Raw genomic sequence first — 17838 nt, 5'->3', positions numbered from 1 at the left:
GGTATATAGTAAAATTGTTAGAAATAAAAGGAAAATAAAAATTAGACGCATATAATTTACATCTAAAAGTATTTTCCCTTTAACATTCTATATAATTCTTTATTTTTTTATGTGATTGCCCCCCTTTCATATTATAATGTCAACCCAAAAAAGTTTCTGAGTAATCTTATAATACGAAAGAGACAAGTAAGATGAAGAAGGGATGCCAATAACATTGGCGAAATAATATGTGATACCTTTTTTAAAAGTAGGTATCTCCTCACTACTCCATAAATCAATAAACTAATAAGTTTCTGAGATTGTCAAATAAAGGGGGAATAACAAGTGAAAAAAATTATTAATAAACCTGAAACTCTCGTCATGGAGATGTGCAATGGGATGGTTATGGCTCATCCCGAACTCGAGTTCTTAAAAAAGTATAAGATAATTAAGAAAAAAGAATTGAACGAAAATAAGGTAACCCTAATTAGCGGTGGTGGTAGTGGCCATGAACCGGCACATGCCGGGTTTGTCGGAAAAGGAATGCTAGATGCTGCAGTATGCGGAGACGTGTTTGCTTCCCCTTCACAGATACAGGTATATCAGGCGATTAAAGCAACCGCCAGCAAACAAGGTACTCTACTGATCATTAAGAATTACAGTGGGGATATAATGAACTTTAAAAATGGAGCCTACTTAGCTACCGAGGATGGCATTCAAGTAGAATATATCAGAGTAGATGATGATATTGCAGTAGAAGACAGTCTCTATACAGTAGGGCGTCGTGGCGTTGCAGGCGTTGTATTGGTACATAAAATAGCCGGAGCAGCAGCAGCAGAAGGTAGGGATCTGATGCAGGTCAAAACCGTAGCGGAAAAAGCAGCGGCAAATGTTCGAACCATTGGTCTAGCACTAACCTCCTGTACGGTTCCTGCTAATGGATCGCCCACTTTCAAATTAAATGAGGATGAGATGGAATATGGTGTAGGCATTCATGGAGAGCCAGGCATAAAACGGGAAAAAGTTTCGACCGCAGACGAATTGGCCTTACGCATGACAACTGACCTTCTGAAGGATTTAGGATTAGATGATGATGTTCCTTCAGAAATTGCTATCCTAGTAAACGGCTTTGGTGGTACACCATTGCAAGAGCTTTATCTTTTTAACAATGCGGTTTCTCGCGAGTTGAATAAAAGAAATATACGAATTGATCGAACCTTTGTCGGTAATTACATGACTAGTATTGATATGGCCGGAATTTCCCTGACAGTGATGAAACTAGATGATGAGTTGAAAACATTGCTATCTAGAGAATGTCATACACCTGCTTTTAGAGTAGATGGACCAATTGAGAGTGTGGAATACGTTGACATTAGGGATCCCGTAGAGAAGAAGCCTGTTTTTTTCGAGACAGAAACAGCAATAGAACACGCTATAATCAAAGATAAGGTAATCACATTAGATAATATCATCTATCTTGTAGATAAAATGAGTGAAGTTATTATCAAGAACGAAGTGCCATTCTGCGAATTGGATACATATGCAGGCGATGGCGACTTTGGGATGAGCATCTCCAAGGGATTCAAGCAATTAAAACGAGAATGGAGCATGATTTTGGATCAAGAGCGCTTACATATAGGGAACTTTCTCGATGCGTGCTCTATGATTATTATGGAACATTGTGGAGGTGCTTCTGGTCCAATTTGGGGTGCAGCTTTCCGAGCTGCTAGTAAGGCTACGGAAGAGAAAATGGAATTAACAGTAAGAGAGTTTGCTGAAATGTTGCATGCTTCAGTCAAGGGAATACAGTTCATTGGCGAGCGATCTTTCGGAAGAGGAGCAGAGATAGGCGATAAAACCCTTGTGGATGCGCTTGTGCCTTATGCAAATTCTTGGTCAGAAAGTGCAGCTGCTGGTGCGGACTTTAAGACCGCTTTTGAAAAAGGGGCATTGGCTGCTGTTGAAGGAGCCGAATATACAAAGGAAATCGTAGCTCGAATGGGCCGTGCTGGTACGGTTGGAGAAAGAAGCCTGGGTTATCCTGATGCTGGCGCCTTTGCTCTAGGTGTTATTTTCACAGAACTTTCACGCAGTTTAAGATAGTACTAGGTATGTTTACTCTCGCAGATCATTATTGGTCTTCGTGTATTGGTTAGTATTAACATGTTATGTAGGACACCTCTTTTGTATGGTAAGCGCGTTTCTCAATAAAACCATGCACTAGGGTGTCTTTTTATCGTTACTTTAAGCCCTTTTTCCGAGGTGTTGGGACTACATATTAAAGAATTTTATATAAAGGGTAAGGAAGAATGATGAAAATCTATATCAATCCAATAGCTAAAAAAGAATAAAGCAAGATGGTTATTATATAATCCCCTTTTAAAACATTGTATCTTAATTACCTTTTCTACCCCTAATTCTTTTTGAACTTCCCATATTGGTTTACCTGACGTATATGGTTTGATATTATCCAATGCTTTCCGCTTCTTAATCTGATTGACGGTGTACACCAACACATCATCCCCAATTAATAAAGTAATTCCTTTAAAACACACTATAAAAACTAATCAAAATAAGTGTGAATCAATTCACACACCCAACCATTTTTAGGGTTAATGTGATTTGTAGGTAACCTACTCTTCTATCTTAATGAATTTAAATGATTTTTAATCATCCACTTCAATACTTTTTTCCCCATCCATTTACTCCTAGACCATAAAAAAAGAGAATCATGAATGAAATCATGCTTCCGGAATTTCAATGGTCTCACCTGGTTCCAGTTCCTTCATGATCTGTACCATACGAGCTGAGTATATTCTGTGTGCTTTTTCAACGTTCCATTTTTGAAATACTCTGGTTCCGGTTTTTTCACGTAAATACGTGTATTTAATTTCAATCGAGATATATAATAGGCTCTCAACTCATGAATCGCTTGTATATCTCGCAAATCAAAATAACCTAAGTTACGCAGGCATAAATCACCTGCCTCACATTTTCAAGGCTATCCGTACCATATGTTTTGTCGTTATTTTTTCCTGACCCTAGCTGCACATTTAAGAATTGGCCACTAAGCAGATCGTATTACACCAGCCCTGTTACTACTCCCTCCAGAGCCTTGATAATCAGTGGCGAAGGAATCAGGTAGCTGAAACACCATCGCATCTAGAATCCGAATACGTTTGAAAATAGAAATGATACGTGAAGTTCGCGATTTTGTCGCACAGAGTTTCTGTGTACGGAGTAAATCGAAGTAATGGATTAAAGTGTTGATTCAGTCCTTCTGGGCTCATGAGTACGCCCGTCGAAGCCTCTTAATCGACTTATATAGTGTAAGCGATGTACTAGCGACTTCTTGGCTGAGCCAAACGCAAAGGGCGATGAGTTCGTCTTCTTGATATTTACTGGATCGCTGCACAAAACCAACTTATTTGGCGAGATCTTGTAGGACTATTGGAAATAGAAAGCATTGTAATTCTTCAGAAAGCGAGAGGTCCATGAAAAAACGTCATCCTTTTCGAGTAGTTTACTGAAAGAATAACGCTTTTTTATTTTGGGGGAAATTCGTTTCATTAGCTTGATGGGCATGGGGTACCACCAATAAAACGTGAATTTACAATGTGAAGGAAATACCAATATTAAAAAGCCCAATTTCTCAGCTTTAAATTGAGAAATTGGGCTTTTTTTCATTACTTTTATATCCAAAACACAGGATATTTTCTATTACTTCGTAAATTATTAATTAATAATGCGATCAACACAATAATAATGGATCCTGTTAATACTGGCGTAAATAAAGATTCCCATGAGTAAGCACCAAACATTACAATGATTGGATCTGCCCCGGCGGGAGGATGGGTTGTTTTGGTTAACATCATCAAACCGATAGCTAATCCTACTCCTAAGGCCAGAGACCATGGTTCATTTCCAAATATATGATAAACAACTAATCCTATTAAAGTTGAAATGAAGTGTCCGCCTATGATATTTCTAGGTTGTGATAAAGGAGAATGCCAAAGCCCAAATGCTAATACACAACTTGCACCAAACGAAGCTATTAACCATGGGGTAGATGTAAAGCTTGTTAATAATCCAAGAATAAAGATCGTAATAAATCCACCTATCAATCCAGTTATAACATCTTTCACATTTACTTTCAGAGGACTCTTTCCTCTTCCCCTCATTTTAATTAGGTAAGATGGGACGTTGTGTTGGGTTATTTCTTCTGGCTGCTCCTTCAAAGCTAGATTTCCTTCTGTATTCAAAAGATGTTCACTCCTTGCTAATGTACACACTATACTATAGTACAATTATTTGAAATAAATTAAAAGTTCCTACATGAAAGAAGTAAAACAAAATGAAAAGAGCATTCATGTTTTATATTCTATTTCCAATAAAGTTATTTTTTATCTGCCGTTTACTTGACCCAGAAGTTCTTGATCAAAATCCTTTTTCTTGTTCTTTTGTACATCGCCAAGATCCTTCCTACTTTGGAAGTTTAGTTCAAATTGGACAACAGGTTTATTTTCCTTTTAGCATGAAGATCTTCGAAAAGCAAGGACGAGGATACCAACTCATTCAGGATGATATTTGCGTTCAACTATTCGGTTAATGTACAGCAACCGAATTAAGAGTTTAACTTCTTGAGTTGTCCAAACACCACTTGAAACGAATCCAAATTTTACAATTCCTGCATTGATTACACTTTATTAATAAATGACATTCTTCCGTTTATGATTCGCTGAGCCTTATCATAAGTAAGTGAGGTTTTTCTACCAAGAAATTTAATTTGTACTTATCGTGTCTAGTAATATTAACTAGGATTTATACATTAGATAAATTTGATCGGCAATATAATCAGCACTTAAATGTAAGCCATTTTTTAACCACCACATAATGACACCGACTAAAGAAGCTGTTTTAATTTCTAATTCGATATAAATTTTCGGAGTGGTTTTGTTACTGTTAATTCTACGTATTTCAATCAATTTTTTCATCAGGTTAAACAGATGTTTTTCAAATTGTTCAATTTGAAAAAGTACGAGTAGGTGATGTCTTTGTGTATAAAGATAATCTAGTAATTGAATTAATCGTTTTTTTCATTGATGTCTTGCACTTGAATGAGCGCTTCAATTTTATCAGTTAGCTCACGTAAAATGTCATTTGTTAATTGAGCAATCAAATCGTCCATATCTTGATAGTGTAATTAGAATGTTGTTCGATTTAATAAAGCTTTTGCGTCACTTTTTGCACAGATAATTGATTAATGGATAATCCCTCATTTAATAGAGTTAATACAGCGTTTTTTAACATTTCTTGTGTTCTAATGGCACGAGGATCTTCTTTTTTAGTCATTTTTCACATTTCTGTCTATCATATTTGATTTTATATACAATTAAAGAAGGAAAACTCACTGCTAAATTTAAAGAAATTATCGCGACTGCATCTAGAATAGCCAGTCAATGTCCATATTGCATCGACGTTCATACTAAAAAGGCAGAAAAACTCGATGCAACAAGTGAAGAACTCGCAGAAGCTATTATCGTTACTTCCGCATTACGCGCAGGTGGTTCCTATGCACACACGGCTAGTATGATTCAAAGTTATCAAGATTGTGGTTGTGTTATTATGTCTTCTAAAATACAGGAAATTATACGAATAGCTAGAGAGGTTATACACTCCAAGGTCTACCAAACGACATCAGTCAGCGATATTATGGCAGCTACTAATATAGGAAAAGGACAATTTTACCATTACTTTCAATCAAAACATAATCTTGGATTAGCTGTTGTAGAAGATCTAGTCAAAGATTGGGAAAGACAGTTAATAATTGGAATTTTTAATAATTCAGATGACCCTATTACTAAGTTAAATCGTATGCTCAAATGGGCCAAGACAAGTCATGCAGAAATGGAAATTAAGTACGGATATGCAATGGGAAATTTGGCAATTGAAATGAGTGTCCAAGATGAGGAATTTCAAGTGAAAATTGAAGAATTTTTTTAATCATTGGATAAACTCAGTCACTGATATTTTAACGGAAATGATTGAGAATCATCAGTTAGATGAATCAATTAATCTGAAAAAAAAACGCAGAATCCATTGTGCCATGATTGAAGGCGGAATTTTACTATTGGTAAGCCGACAAAATACCCCAGTTTTACACGATGTTTTTGAAGTGATTAAACAACAGTATCATTTAGATTAAAGACAAAAAGTTAAGACAAGACTTACTAACGGATGGTTAGTAGGTCTTTATTTCGTTTCGCTATTATATTTATTGCTTCTACACATTCTCAATTGCTGGTTCTACAGCACTTAATTGTTATAAATCACTTCTAAAAAATTTATTATTTAATTAAATATATATGTCCCTTAAAAGCAAATTGAGCACAATTCTTTCTGCAAGATAGATCCCTATAATACGTATTTTCAAAGGTATTAATCTAAAATCTGCACCAAAAGAAAATGACTCAGAATGTCTTTGATAAGAAATATGAAAACAAATTCTCAACAAGCATTTAATTTTTATAATGAACCATATATTAATCTTTTATCAATCAAAGTGTTCATGCGAAATTAATATCTGAAAGATTGGGTCATTCTAGTATTGGTATTACCATGGATACTTAGAGACATACGTTGCAATCCGTAGACCAACAAGCAACTTGAAATTGGATAGTCTATTCAAATGTAATCCATCATACTTTATTGACAAACTGTTGACGGAATTGGTCAAGAACATATTCAAATGGGTTAGATTCAAACAATATGAAAAAGGACAAAACCTTTATACATAAGGTTTCGTCCTTTTTCTCATTTCTATTCTTACTTACTCGCCCATCCAGTTTGTATGGAACACGCCTTCTTTGTCCACACGTTGATATGTGTGTGCACCAAAGTAATCGCGTTGAGCTTGTAAAAGATTAGCTGGTAAAGTTTCAGTACGATAGCTATCATAATAAGCAATTGCGCTCGCGAATGATGGTACTGGGATTCCACTCTCAATAGCCAACGTTAGAACTTCACGCAATGCAGTTTGGTAACTTTCAGCAATCTCTTTAAAGTATGGATCTAATAACAAGTTTGCCAATTTAGGATCTTGGTCATATGCATCTTTAATTTTTTGTAGGAATTGAGCACGGATGATACAACCACCGCGGAAAATCATCGCGATATCACCATAGCTTAGATTCCAATCATATTCTTCTGATGCTGCGCGCATTTGTGCAAATCCTTGAGCATATGAAACAATTTTACTTAAATAAAGTGCTTTACGTACTGCTTCAATTAACTCTTCTTTTTTACCTTTAAATGCTTCAACTTTAGGTCCTGTTAACAATTTACTTGCTTTGACACGCTCATCTTTCATTGCAGAGATAAAGCGAGCAAATACTGATTCTGTAATAATCGGAAGTGGAACTCCTAAATCTAAAGCGTTTTGACTTGTCCATTTACCTGTTCCTTTTTGTCCAGCCGTATCAAGGATCATATCAACAAGTGGTTTTCCTGTTTCTTCGTCCACTTTTGTAAAGATATCAGCAGTAATTTCGATTAAATAGCTGTCTAACTCACCTTTATTCCACTCTGCAAACACATCATGAAGTTCTGTTGCACTTAGACCAAGTACGTTTTTAAGAATAAAATATGCTTCACAAATTAATTGCATATCCCCATATTCAATTCCGTTATGAACCATTTTTACATAATGGCCAGCACCGTTCGGTCCAATATATGTAACACAAGCATCGCCTTCAACTTTTGCTGAAATGGCAGTTAAGATTGGTTCCACAAGCTCGTATGCTTCTTTTTGTCCACCTGGCATAATCGAAGGTCCTTTTAACGCTCCTTCTTCACCACCAGAAACGCCTGTACCGATGAAGTGAATACCTGTAGGTGCTAGTTCTTTATTACGTCTAATTGTATCTTGGAAGAAAGTATTTCCACCATCCATAAGGATGTCGCCTTTTTCAAGATATGGTTTTAATGAATCGATCGTTGCGTCTGTCGCTGCACCAGCTTTAACCATTAAAAGAATTTTACGTGGCTTTTCTAATGAGTTAACAAATTCTTCAACTGTTTTTGCACCAACGAAATTTTTTCCTTCTGCTTCGTTCTTTAAAAACTCTTCTGTTTTATCATATGAACGATTGAAAACAGAAACAGAATATCCACGACTTTCAATATTTAATGCAAGGTTTTTCCCCATTACTGCTAAACCGATAACTCCAATTTGTTGTTTTGACATATCGAATTCCTTTCTTGACACATTAGTTTTTTTGTTAAAGCATGATATGAGTTCTCTTATACCATTTTACATAAAATTGGTCGAATAAGACAGAAATATCTAATATAAAGTTTAGATAAAGTTTAACACTCTCATTACATCATTCTGTAGTAATTGGGTATAACATCTTTATCACGCCTTTAAATTCATAACATCGATGTTAGTGTTTACTCAATTGATTATAATTAATTTGGTTAAATCCAAAAAAATACTATCGTTGCTTTTTCAAAATATTTAAGGGTATGTAAGAGGCAATGAAAAAGATCTTCTTTTCAACTTGTGAATAGGAAAACTTTTTCTGGAATTTGCCTATTTCAATCGTTTTAGTAGCTTAAATTTGAACAAAGCATTATTAATTTGTTTATTAAACAAATTAACTATAATATATAGATAATTTAACATTTTTCTTATTGTTAGTCAATTAACTCATGTAGAATTTTCGAGAAAAACCGTTTTATTTATTATTGTACGTATTCTCAGTTGATTTTGGCTCGCACGAATAAGAATATTGACTACTGTAAAGACCCTTTTTGGACTACTTACTACGAAATCCTAAAGCACTATGAAAAAAACCAGGCATTTGCCCGGTTTCAAGAAGTTTACTCAACTTAATCTTATCTCTCCAAAAAATATCTTTCAGCGTTGTTATATCCAATATTTCTAACCATTTGTTCAAGGTAAGCCGTGTCGTTAGGAGCTTTACCTTCCTCTACCCAATTTCCTAGGATATTACATAAAATCCGACGGAAATAATCATGACGCTCATAAGAAAGGAAGCTACGTGAGTCTGTCAGCATGCCGACAAAATGGCTAAGTACGCCAACATTAGCTAAATCTTTCATTTGTCTTTCCATTCCATCGATGTGGTCGTTAAACCACCATCCAGACCCAAATTGAATTTTCCCTGGAACACCTTCTTCGTAGAAGTTCCCCATCATTCCAGCGAGCACAGCATTATCTTTTGGATTTAAATTATAAAGAATGGTTCTAGGCAACGCATCTTGCTGTTCTAGTGCGTCAAGGAAATGTGACAACCCTTCTGCTACATTTGCCTCACCCACTGAGTCAAAGCCTGTATCTGGGCCAATCAGTTCCTTCATTTTTGTGTTGTTATTACGAATTGCTCCCATGTGCAGCTGCATCACCCATTGTTTTTCAGCATACATTTTTCCAAGTTCTTTTAAAAGGAATGAACGATATGCGACGATTTCATCCTCTGAAAGTTGTGCGCCACTAAGTCGTTTATTGAAAATCATTTCTGCTTCTGATTTCGTCGTTTCCTTATAAAACATCTTTGGAATATCATGATCAGATGCGCGGCCACCGTTCTCATGGAAGAATGCAACTCGTTGTTTAAGTCCATTCAATAAACCATCCAGAGAACTAGATTCAAAACTTGAAACTTGTGCCAATTTTTCAAGCCAACTTTCAAATGTTGGACGTTCTATAAAAAGTGCTCCATCTGGACGGAATGTTGGAGCGATGATAGCTGTAAATGTTGAATCATCTTTTAGTAATTGATGATATTCAAGATTTGACACTGGATCATCTGTAGTTCCGATAAATTTAACATTTGATTTTTCAATAAATCCTCTTGCTCTGTATTCTGGCTGTTGCAATTTCTCATTACATTCTTCCCAAATCTCACTTGCTGTTTCTGGACTAAGGCTTTTTTCAATACCGAAATATGATTTTAATTCCATATGTGTCCAATGATAAAGTGGATTGCCAATTAAATGAGGTACGGTTTGTGCCCATGCTGCAAATTTTTCATAATCCGATGCGTCACCAGTAATGAATCTTTCACCTATCCCGTTCATACGCATGGTTCGCCATTTATAATGGTCTCCAGCAAGCCATAATTGTGTAATATTTTCAAAAGGCTTATTTTCCCACACTTCTTGTGGATTTAAATGGCAGTGAAAGTCAAAAATCGGTAGTTGATAGGCTGCATTTTCATATAAACTTACTGCAGTAGCTGAATCTAGTAAAAAGTCTTTGTCTAAAAAATTCTTCAAAGTTTTCTCCTCCAAATTTTGTGATAAAACTTATATTACACTTTCCTGTAAACCTTTTCAAAAACAGTAATAATACTACTCAAAATTCCCTCTCAATTAATTTGTTTGTTAAACAAATTAATTACAAATCTAATTTATCACTTTTTTTTTATTTCGTCAATTCCCCTTATTGAAGATATTCTTAAAATAGTTAGGAATAATGTTGTGAAAACTGTTATAATGAAAACGCATACATAAAAACAGCTCACGAACGGGGGAATAAATGCATGGTTACGGGGGATGCATCTTATATAAAAAAAATCAATCGATCATTAATCATCAAAAAAATCATTGAGGAAGGCATGATTTCTAGAGCAGATCTTTCGAAAGCAACAGACTTAACAAGAGCAACCATTTCAGCACAAGCTGTTTCTTTATTAGAAGAAGGTCTCATTGTTGAAAGGCAACTAGAGCATTATGCAGTCGGCAGAAAGCCAATTATGCTTTCTATAAACGGTGAAGCAGGATACTCGTTAGGTATTGACCTTGACTATGGCCATATTTCTTTTACTCTATCAAACTTGCTTGGCCATCCTATTTCTACAAAAGATATCGAAATAAATACCACAGAATACACATCGATTTTTCGTATATTAATCAACGAGATCAAATCATTCATTACAAATTTTTCAGATAGCCTCTATGGAATTATTGGAATTGTCATCGGTATCCATGGGCTCGTTACGAAAGATGAAGTTATTCAATATGTTCCATCCTTACAGTGGCGAGACATCCCTTTAAAAAGGGACCTACAGAAAGAAATTGACATTAATATTTATCTTGAAAACAATGCAAACTTATGCTCGTTTGCTGAACGAGTCTTTGTCCATCATGAAACTGACAATTTGTTATGTGCAAGCCTTTCTTCAGGGATCGGTCTTGGCATGATGATGAACAGTGAGTTTTTTCGTGGTCATGATGGATTTGCAGGTGAGATCGGCCATATGATTGTCGTACCTGGAGGAAAACCTTGTAAATGTGGAAATTTGGGTTGTTGGGAGCAATACGCATCCGAAACGAGTTTTTTCAAACAACTGTCTGAAGAACGGCAAATCAAGAATCTGAGTTATGATCAAATTCAAAGATGGATGGACGAAGGCGATGAGGTCGTGCTTGAGAGAATCGAAGAATTTATTTACTATTTATCAATTGGTTTAAACAATATGATTAATTTGTATAATCCCGATGTCTTAGTGTTATATAGTGAACTGCTTCGAATGTTACCAGAGTCCGTTAATAAAATTAAAGAAAACCTTACGTCTTCTATCAGTCATTATCGTGAACTGTCGATATCCTCAATTGGGAAAAAAGCTTGCGCTATGGGAGCTTGCGCACTAGCCATCAAACATTTCCTCGATGTTCCAATGCTTAATTTAACATATGAAGAAGATGCGATGCTAAAATCGAAAGTAATTATATAGGCGGTTCCCCTTTCTAGCATTCTGCTAACAAGGGGAGTTTTTTGTTTGCAATTAATAAAAGATACCGGATCCCGTTTAATAAGTATGGATGGATGATATATCCGTAAACATATTCTGTCAATACAATGAATCACAGACTAAGTACGCCGCGTCCTTTAGTCCTTCGTCTATTTGATCTACATCCTGTGGATGCAAACTTACCCTTTTAACACTACAACTTTATCTCACCAATCAGGCATTTACGGGCAAGTTATCCCCCACCTATGCTTCTTCGATTCCTTTAGACCTTAAGGTGGGAGACTTGACTTTCCGCCAATGCAAGATAAAAATGGATTCTATTTTTCTAAATACAACAAACTCCCCTTCTAGCAAGTCTGCTAAAAGGGGAGTTTGTTTAAAGAATTTAGTTGTTAATTCGAATCATACTCTTTAATTTAGTGATAAAACTTAAGCTAAATCTGGGTTATTTTTGCTATTTCTTTCTTTTAATTCTTCGACGATTTTGCTATACATAGCATCTGTTAATTTGTAAAATAACACCAGAATAACAAGTGCAATAATGTTTAGACTAGCAGGTACCATGAACATTAGTCCTTTAAGGCCAAGCAGTGTTTCTGAAGTTTGCTGTACATTTGGAACATAAGCAATCACTCCTAACGCAACCCCTGGAATGAAACCTGCAAGTGCTTGTGCCAATTTACGGAAGAAACTGTATGATGAATAGACCACACCTTCTGTCCGTTCGCCTGAATTCCATTCATGATAATCAACAGCATCAGCAACCATCACCCATGGAAGGCCCATAGCAAAAGCAAGTCCAAAGCTCCCGATTGAAAATGCAATCAAGAATGTTGTCGTATCAGTTGGCAACACAAAGTTAACAATATCAGCTGTGATACCAATCACAAGCCCAAGAGCAAACGTTTTCTTTTTACCAATTCGTTTTACAAGAGCCGGTATAAACATAGAACCAACAATCGCAAGTCCAATACTCAGGAAAGTCAGAATCGCCATTAAACTCGGATTGTTTAAGTTATATTCCAAATAGTATAACTGGACAGCTGTACGAAGATTGCTACCTGCAATCATGAACAATGATACTAAACAAAGTACAATTAATGGTTTATTAGATAACAATGATTTAAACAATACTGGAAGTGGAATTTTTTCTTTTCTCTGCTGTCTTACAATTTTTTCTTTTGTGTTACGGTAACAAATAAAGTGGAAAACTACGCCAAACAATGCCATGATTGAAACGGCAACAAGATAACCAGTCTTATGGTCAGAAAACTGAAGTACAATCGGAATAACAGAAACCCCTGCAATCAGTAAAGCCATTTGACTCCCAATCGCTCTAAATGATCCAAGTGACGCGCGATCTATTGGATCTTGAGTCATTGCTGCAGATAAAGATCCATAAGGAATGTTTACAATAGAGTACGCAAGTCCAAATGCCATATACGTACCAAATGCCCAGACAACTTTTCCACTATCGGAAAAATCCGGTGCTATAAATGAAACGACTGTTAAGATGGCGAGAGGAATGGACCCCCAAAGAATAAATGGTCGAAACTTTCCGCGTTTTGAGATGTTCGTTCGAGAATCAACAAAAGCCCCGACACTCGCATCGGCAAAGGCATCGAAAATTTTTGAAATTAAGAAGACTAAGCCGGCCCAGTACGATGAAATTCCTAATATATCCGTATAAAATTTCAAAAGATAAATCTGTCCCATATCAAACATGAGACCGTTTCCAACATCCCCAAAACCGTAGGACATTTTCTCTTTTAAACTCAGTTTTTTGGAACTAGTAGCTGTTGTTTTTGATGCTAATGCTGGTGCTCCCATAAAACCCACCCCTTTTTCAGTTAAAAGTACCCTCGTTTGTAATCCTTTTCAAAAGGAATTAAATAAAAAGTGTTACCCAATTTCGAATTAAAATGCAATTAATTAATTTGTTCATTAAACTAACTAATTATTTATACATGTAGAATATCACTTTCGACATTATCCGTCAATAATAAATTGAAAGCGCTAATGTAAAAAAATATTCTTTTTTTAGTTTATATTTAGAATTTTAGATCAAATTTCGCAGCTGATTGGTATTTTAAAGGAATAGATCATAAAAAGAGATCATTCTTGAAAAGTAAATTTTTTGAGTAGCGATAGGTCTCAAGCGTCTTAAAAATTCAGAACTTATAATGTCGCCACATTCTTATTTCTTCTTCGTCCTTCTGCCTCGTCTAATGGACAACATAAAAAACAAAAAAATGATGATGCCCCACATGTAAACTGGATGTCCCCATAGTTACTTTGTGATAGTAGTTTCGTCCAGATAGCTTATGAGACATCTTCATTTATTTAAGAGTACATCGACTATCATATTTCCTATTGAGTATATTGAAAGCTAATACAGTATATCTTTTCTTATTTATAAAAGGATGCCATTTTGTATGAGAAGTATCACGTAATTTATCAATTCAAGCAAATATTTTAGAAATGACACATATAGTGTAAAAAAGTCTAAATGAGGTGAAGTCCATGGATTCATTAAAATCCATTTCTGATGAGATCAAATCTACTCAACATACTTTTCTTAGACTATCTAAAACCAAACGGCTTGTGTTAGGCTCTCTTTTCGCGAGTCTAGCCGCACTCTTTCAATCAGCTGGAGGCCTTTTCCCTGGAATCGGTTATTTCATTAGCCCACTAGCTACTGCTCCTATCCTTTTTTGCTCCATGCTTTCCATTCCTCTTGGTTGGATTTCCTATTTGCTAACAATCGGATTACTCCTTATTCTTCAGCCAAGCGAACTCATTATTTTCCCCTTTACAACAGGTTTATTAGGGATTGGTGCTGGAGCTGCTTTTTACTTTTTCAAAACGAGGGTAAGTATTATTGTTAGCGGTGCTACACTATTAACGATTGGAATTATCATCTTATTGTACGGTTTCGAATTCCCAGTACTAGGTCCTACTGTTTCTCAGACTTTTTCTTTCCTCACACTAGGTCTTATTTTATTATTCGCTATCCTTTATAACTGGGTTTGGGTTGAAATCAGTATAACCATTTTTAAAAGAGTAAAAGCGATTATATCTTCGTAACTTTCCAAATTACACCTGTGTTTGGAATCAGTAGTTTAGTACTTCCAGGTGGTTTAAAGATGCCAAAATCGGTAATAAACATTTCATTTTGTTTCCCAAACGTAACATCAATCGGCCGTTCCAAGCCGCCTTCACCCGTTGCACTTGCTGCAAGTCCAGTTTTGTTGACAGTAAATGTCGTGATTTTTCCTGTTTCAGTATGAACCCTAGAAACGCGGTGACCAACTAACGGAGAGGCTTTTCCACCAGTCGTATCTGGTGCCTCACTTCCATACTCAGCAATAAATCCTATAGGGTCATAGTTAAAATCAAAGCCCATTATGGCCGAATGGGGAGCAATTGTAGCGACAGGTTTTGGTGGCTACATGGGGTGCTGTCTAAGCAAAAAGGTTGGCTGTAGCGTTCCTTCTGGTTTGAACATAGAATTTGTCACAGGTTGCCCCCCTGTATAACCAGGCCATCCATACCACATTCCTTGCCTGATCCATTGAAATTCATCCGGAGATTGATTGACAGGCCGATTTCCTCGGACATCAATTCCATGATTTCCGCAAAATAAGCGATTTGGTCGATCGAACTTTAGACGAAATGGATTCCTTAGTCCCAAGCAATTAATTCAAGCTGAGTTCCGTCCGGATTGGCTCTCAATATACTACCGCTCTCCTTCACCATGCCTTTTATATATTCCCCTCGATAGGAAGGGACACCAAATGGAGAATACGCTCCTGTCCATACACGTTCACCTGATTGATCAGATAAAATATTTCTTGTTTCAAAGTTTTGTCCGACTAGCGGAATGAAAGATCCTGGATAATCATGAAAGTACGGATGCTGCTTCACCCACCTGCTATTATCTTCACCAATAACACCGGAGTTAGTCGCTGTTCCTTGGCCGAAATACATCTTACCTTCAGGGCCGAATATCACACGATTGTTATGATGATCACCGAGGCTCGGTAATCCTGAAATAATCTCCTTCTTAGAACCATCTGGTTTTACTATTGTAATAAACCCTCGATGAGCAACATAGATGTTTTTCCTTATAAAATGTAATCCCCGTAGCGGAGGGTTAAATCCCTCAGCAATTACTCTTATTCCGGTTGAGGTGTGTATTAACACTTTACCATTTCCTGAACCTACTCCAGCATCTGCGATGAGCACATCCCCTTGATCTGTAAACGTTAAATTAATGGGTGTCATAAGTTTCCCAGCAAATACTTTAATTTTATAGCTTGATGGAACCAAGATATCTTCCGGTTTTGTAATTCGAACCATTGGATAAGGACGTTCCACCGTACCCCCCCTAAAAAGCCTCTATTTTTATATATTCAAAGGAGAGTAGTCCCTATTCTATCGTATTGAAAAGAAAGCACGTATTAGATTTGTAAAGAAACGTCAATTATTACAAGCTCATTTGAAGATTCTAATGCCTCTTTCAGCATATTTTCAAATTCAGCTACTCGAGACACTCGTCCCCCTTTGACTCCAAAGCTAGTTGCCAACTGGACAAAATCCGGGTTTTGAAATGCTACTCCATAGCTCTTTCCAAACATTTTATTCATCGTCTCCTGTTCCAATTTTAATATTGAATCATTTAGAATAATGATAATGATAGAAAGTCCTAAACGCTTGGCTGTCTCTATTTCTGAAAAATTCATTAAAGCCCCACCATCTCCAGTTATACAAATTACGGAATCATTGGGGCAAGCTAACTTAGCACCTATGGACCCTGGAATAGCAATTCCCATTGAGGCTAGCCCATTTGATATAATAAGCCTATTCGGCTGTTTTGGCTGATAAGTACGAGCAATTGACACTTTATGGGCACCGACATCTGAAATCACAATAGTATTCTTTGAAGAGAGCTTTTCGATAATATGTAAGACTTTCTCTATCGTTAAAGGTAATGATTTAAGATCTTGTGGTATTTCTTCAATTTGATAAGATTTCTTGATTTTTTCTTGAAGATCTCCGAAAGGTACCCATGATTTAGTTGGAATAGTAAGTCGATTAAACTCCCTTAAGGATTGCTTGATATTTCCGACCAATTCTACCTGTACGGGATAATACTCATCTATTTCAGCGGGTATTGCATCTAAATGTAAAATCGGCAGTTTTTTTTCATTCCATTCTTTAGGTAACTTTTCCACGAAATCAACTCCAATGACAATAAGCAAATCTGCTTCCTTGATGACAGCTAAAACTTCATCATTTTTATTGAACCCAAAAGTGAAGAAATTAAGTGGGTGATGTTTAGGTAAAACTCCTTTTGCCATAAAGCTATGAATCACCGGTGCTTGAAGAGCTTCAATAAAGGTATGAAGTTCAGCTACGGCTTCTTGCCTAATCACTCCGTTACCAATAATAACAAGTGGTTTCTTATATTGTTGAATAAGTGATATTGCAGCCTTTAGCGAATCCATTACAGGAATACTTTGTGGAACAAAAGTAGCCGGTAAGGGTTTGCTTGAAATCATTTGTTCTGCTAAGTTCTCCGGTAATTCTAATACTACTGGTCCTGGTTTCTCCATCCTTGCGACTCTAAAGGCTTTTCGGATCATTTCAGGAATTCTTTGTGAATCTTTGATTTGAATACTCCATTTTGTTGCAGGTTCAAATACTTTTGCTATATCCAAATACTGATGGGATTCTTTATGTTGTCTTTCAAAAGCAGCTTGTCCTGTGATGACCACTACAGGTGAATGATCTAGCTTCGCACTTGCTATTCCTGTCAACAAATTAGTAGCACCGGGTCCAAGCGTCGATAAACATACCCCCACCTGACTCGATAACCTTCCATATACATCCGCCATGAAAGTAGCCCCTTGTTCATGTCGAACATTCACAAACTGAATTTGGTTAGATCGGGATAAGGAATCTACGAGATCAAGAATTTCTTTACCAGGAATGCCGAAAACATATTCGACCCCTTCACTTTCTAAACATTGAACAAGTATATCCGTTACTTTCATATGGTCCTCCTTAAGCACTA

The 17838-nt window shown here is 36.3% G+C and carries 14 protein-coding genes and 2 pseudogenes; 6 read left to right on the top strand and 10 right to left on the bottom strand.

Annotated features, from left to right (window positions below; all coding sequences use genetic code 11):
• Positions 1-324 precede the first annotated feature (324 nt).
• Positions 325-2082, top strand: coding sequence for a dihydroxyacetone kinase subunit DhaK (dhaK, locus tag ACIQZI_RS13550; RefSeq protein ID WP_403073772.1), 1758 nt, complete (start codon positions 325-327; stop codon positions 2080-2082).
• 641 nt (positions 2083-2723) lie between these two features.
• Here dhaK and ACIQZI_RS13545 read toward each other — a convergent pair.
• Together ACIQZI_RS13545 and ACIQZI_RS13540 are read right to left on the bottom strand one after the other, a co-directional pair.
• Positions 2724-3475: pseudogene (locus ACIQZI_RS13545) on the bottom strand (IS4 family transposase); the annotation flags it as partial.
• Positions 3476-3671: 196 nt separating this feature from the next.
• Positions 3672-4160, bottom strand: coding sequence for an HPP family protein (locus ACIQZI_RS13540; RefSeq protein ID WP_403074038.1), 489 nt, complete (start codon positions 4158-4160; stop codon positions 3672-3674).
• A gap of 173 nt (positions 4161-4333) precedes the next feature.
• On the opposite strand from ACIQZI_RS13540, the gene ACIQZI_RS13535 reads away from it, so the two are divergent.
• Positions 4334-4588 (top strand): hypothetical protein, encoded by a 255-nt coding sequence (locus tag ACIQZI_RS13535; protein ID WP_403073770.1) that lies wholly within the window; start codon positions 4334-4336, stop codon positions 4586-4588.
• A gap of 205 nt (positions 4589-4793) precedes the next feature.
• On the opposite strand, the pseudogene ACIQZI_RS13530 reads toward ACIQZI_RS13535, so the two are convergent.
• A pseudogene (locus tag ACIQZI_RS13530) lies at positions 4794-5331 on the bottom strand (TetR-like C-terminal domain-containing protein).
• A 24-nt stretch (positions 5332-5355) separates the two neighbouring features.
• On the opposite strand from ACIQZI_RS13530, the gene ACIQZI_RS13525 reads away from it, so the two are divergent.
• Positions 5356-5982: a carboxymuconolactone decarboxylase family protein gene (locus tag ACIQZI_RS13525; protein WP_403073768.1), complete on the top strand. Its 627-nt coding sequence runs from the start codon at positions 5356-5358 to the stop codon at positions 5980-5982.
• A 37-nt stretch (positions 5983-6019) separates the two neighbouring features.
• Complete coding sequence (locus ACIQZI_RS13520; protein ID WP_403073766.1) at positions 6020-6184, top strand: hypothetical protein; 165 nt, start codon at positions 6020-6022, stop codon at positions 6182-6184.
• A 624-nt stretch (positions 6185-6808) separates the two neighbouring features.
• On the opposite strand, the gene gndA is transcribed toward ACIQZI_RS13520, so the two are convergent.
• Both gndA and uxaC read right to left on the bottom strand, forming a co-directional pair.
• Positions 6809-8224, bottom strand: coding sequence for an NADP-dependent phosphogluconate dehydrogenase (gndA, locus tag ACIQZI_RS13515; RefSeq protein WP_403073764.1), 1416 nt, complete (start codon positions 8222-8224; stop codon positions 6809-6811).
• Between the two features lie 653 nt (positions 8225-8877).
• Positions 8878-10281, bottom strand: a complete 1404-nt coding sequence (gene uxaC, locus ACIQZI_RS13510) for a glucuronate isomerase (RefSeq protein WP_403073762.1) — start codon at positions 10279-10281, stop codon at positions 8878-8880.
• Positions 10282-10547: 266 nt separating this feature from the next.
• Between uxaC and ACIQZI_RS13505 the strand changes: the two genes are divergently transcribed.
• Positions 10548-11741 carry an ROK family transcriptional regulator gene (locus ACIQZI_RS13505; protein ID WP_403073760.1) on the top strand — a complete coding sequence of 398 codons (1194 nt, stop codon included), beginning with the start codon at positions 10548-10550 and terminating at the stop codon, positions 11739-11741.
• 447 nt (positions 11742-12188) lie between these two features.
• Here ACIQZI_RS13505 and ACIQZI_RS13500 read toward each other — a convergent pair whose 3' ends face one another.
• Positions 12189-13589 (bottom strand): glycoside-pentoside-hexuronide (GPH):cation symporter, encoded by a 1401-nt coding sequence (locus ACIQZI_RS13500; protein WP_403073758.1) that lies wholly within the window; start codon positions 13587-13589, stop codon positions 12189-12191.
• A 693-nt stretch (positions 13590-14282) separates the two neighbouring features.
• On the opposite strand from ACIQZI_RS13500, the gene ACIQZI_RS13495 reads away from it, so the two are divergent.
• Entirely contained in the window at positions 14283-14846 is a 564-nt protein-coding gene (locus ACIQZI_RS13495; protein ID WP_062180287.1) for a hypothetical protein, read from the top strand.
• Here the strand turns inward: ACIQZI_RS13495 and ACIQZI_RS13490 are convergent.
• From ACIQZI_RS13490 to ACIQZI_RS13475, 4 genes are all read right to left on the bottom strand, one after another.
• Entirely contained in the window at positions 14833-15165 is a 333-nt protein-coding gene (locus ACIQZI_RS13490; protein WP_403073756.1) for a hypothetical protein, read from the bottom strand. The genes ACIQZI_RS13495 and ACIQZI_RS13490 overlap by 14 nt on opposite strands.
• Positions 15166-15207: 42 nt before the next feature.
• Positions 15208-15453 carry a hypothetical protein gene (locus tag ACIQZI_RS13485; protein ID WP_403073754.1) on the bottom strand — a complete coding sequence of 82 codons (246 nt, stop codon included), beginning with the start codon at positions 15451-15453 and terminating at the stop codon, positions 15208-15210.
• Positions 15444-16139 (bottom strand): PQQ-dependent sugar dehydrogenase family protein, encoded by a 696-nt coding sequence (locus tag ACIQZI_RS13480; protein WP_403073752.1) that lies wholly within the window; start codon positions 16137-16139, stop codon positions 15444-15446. Before ACIQZI_RS13480 ends, ACIQZI_RS13485 begins: the two co-directional genes overlap by 10 nt.
• 83 nt (positions 16140-16222) lie before the next feature.
• Entirely contained in the window at positions 16223-17818 is a 1596-nt protein-coding gene (locus ACIQZI_RS13475; protein ID WP_403073750.1) for an acetolactate synthase large subunit, read from the bottom strand.
• Between the last annotated feature and the right edge of the window lie 20 nt (positions 17819-17838).

The sequence above is a fragment of the Peribacillus sp. NPDC096379 genome, assembly GCF_044762875.1.
In the GTDB taxonomy this organism is placed as follows: Bacteria; Bacillota; Bacilli; order Bacillales; family DSM-1321; genus Peribacillus.
This window is presented reverse-complemented; position numbering and strand designations above follow the sequence as displayed.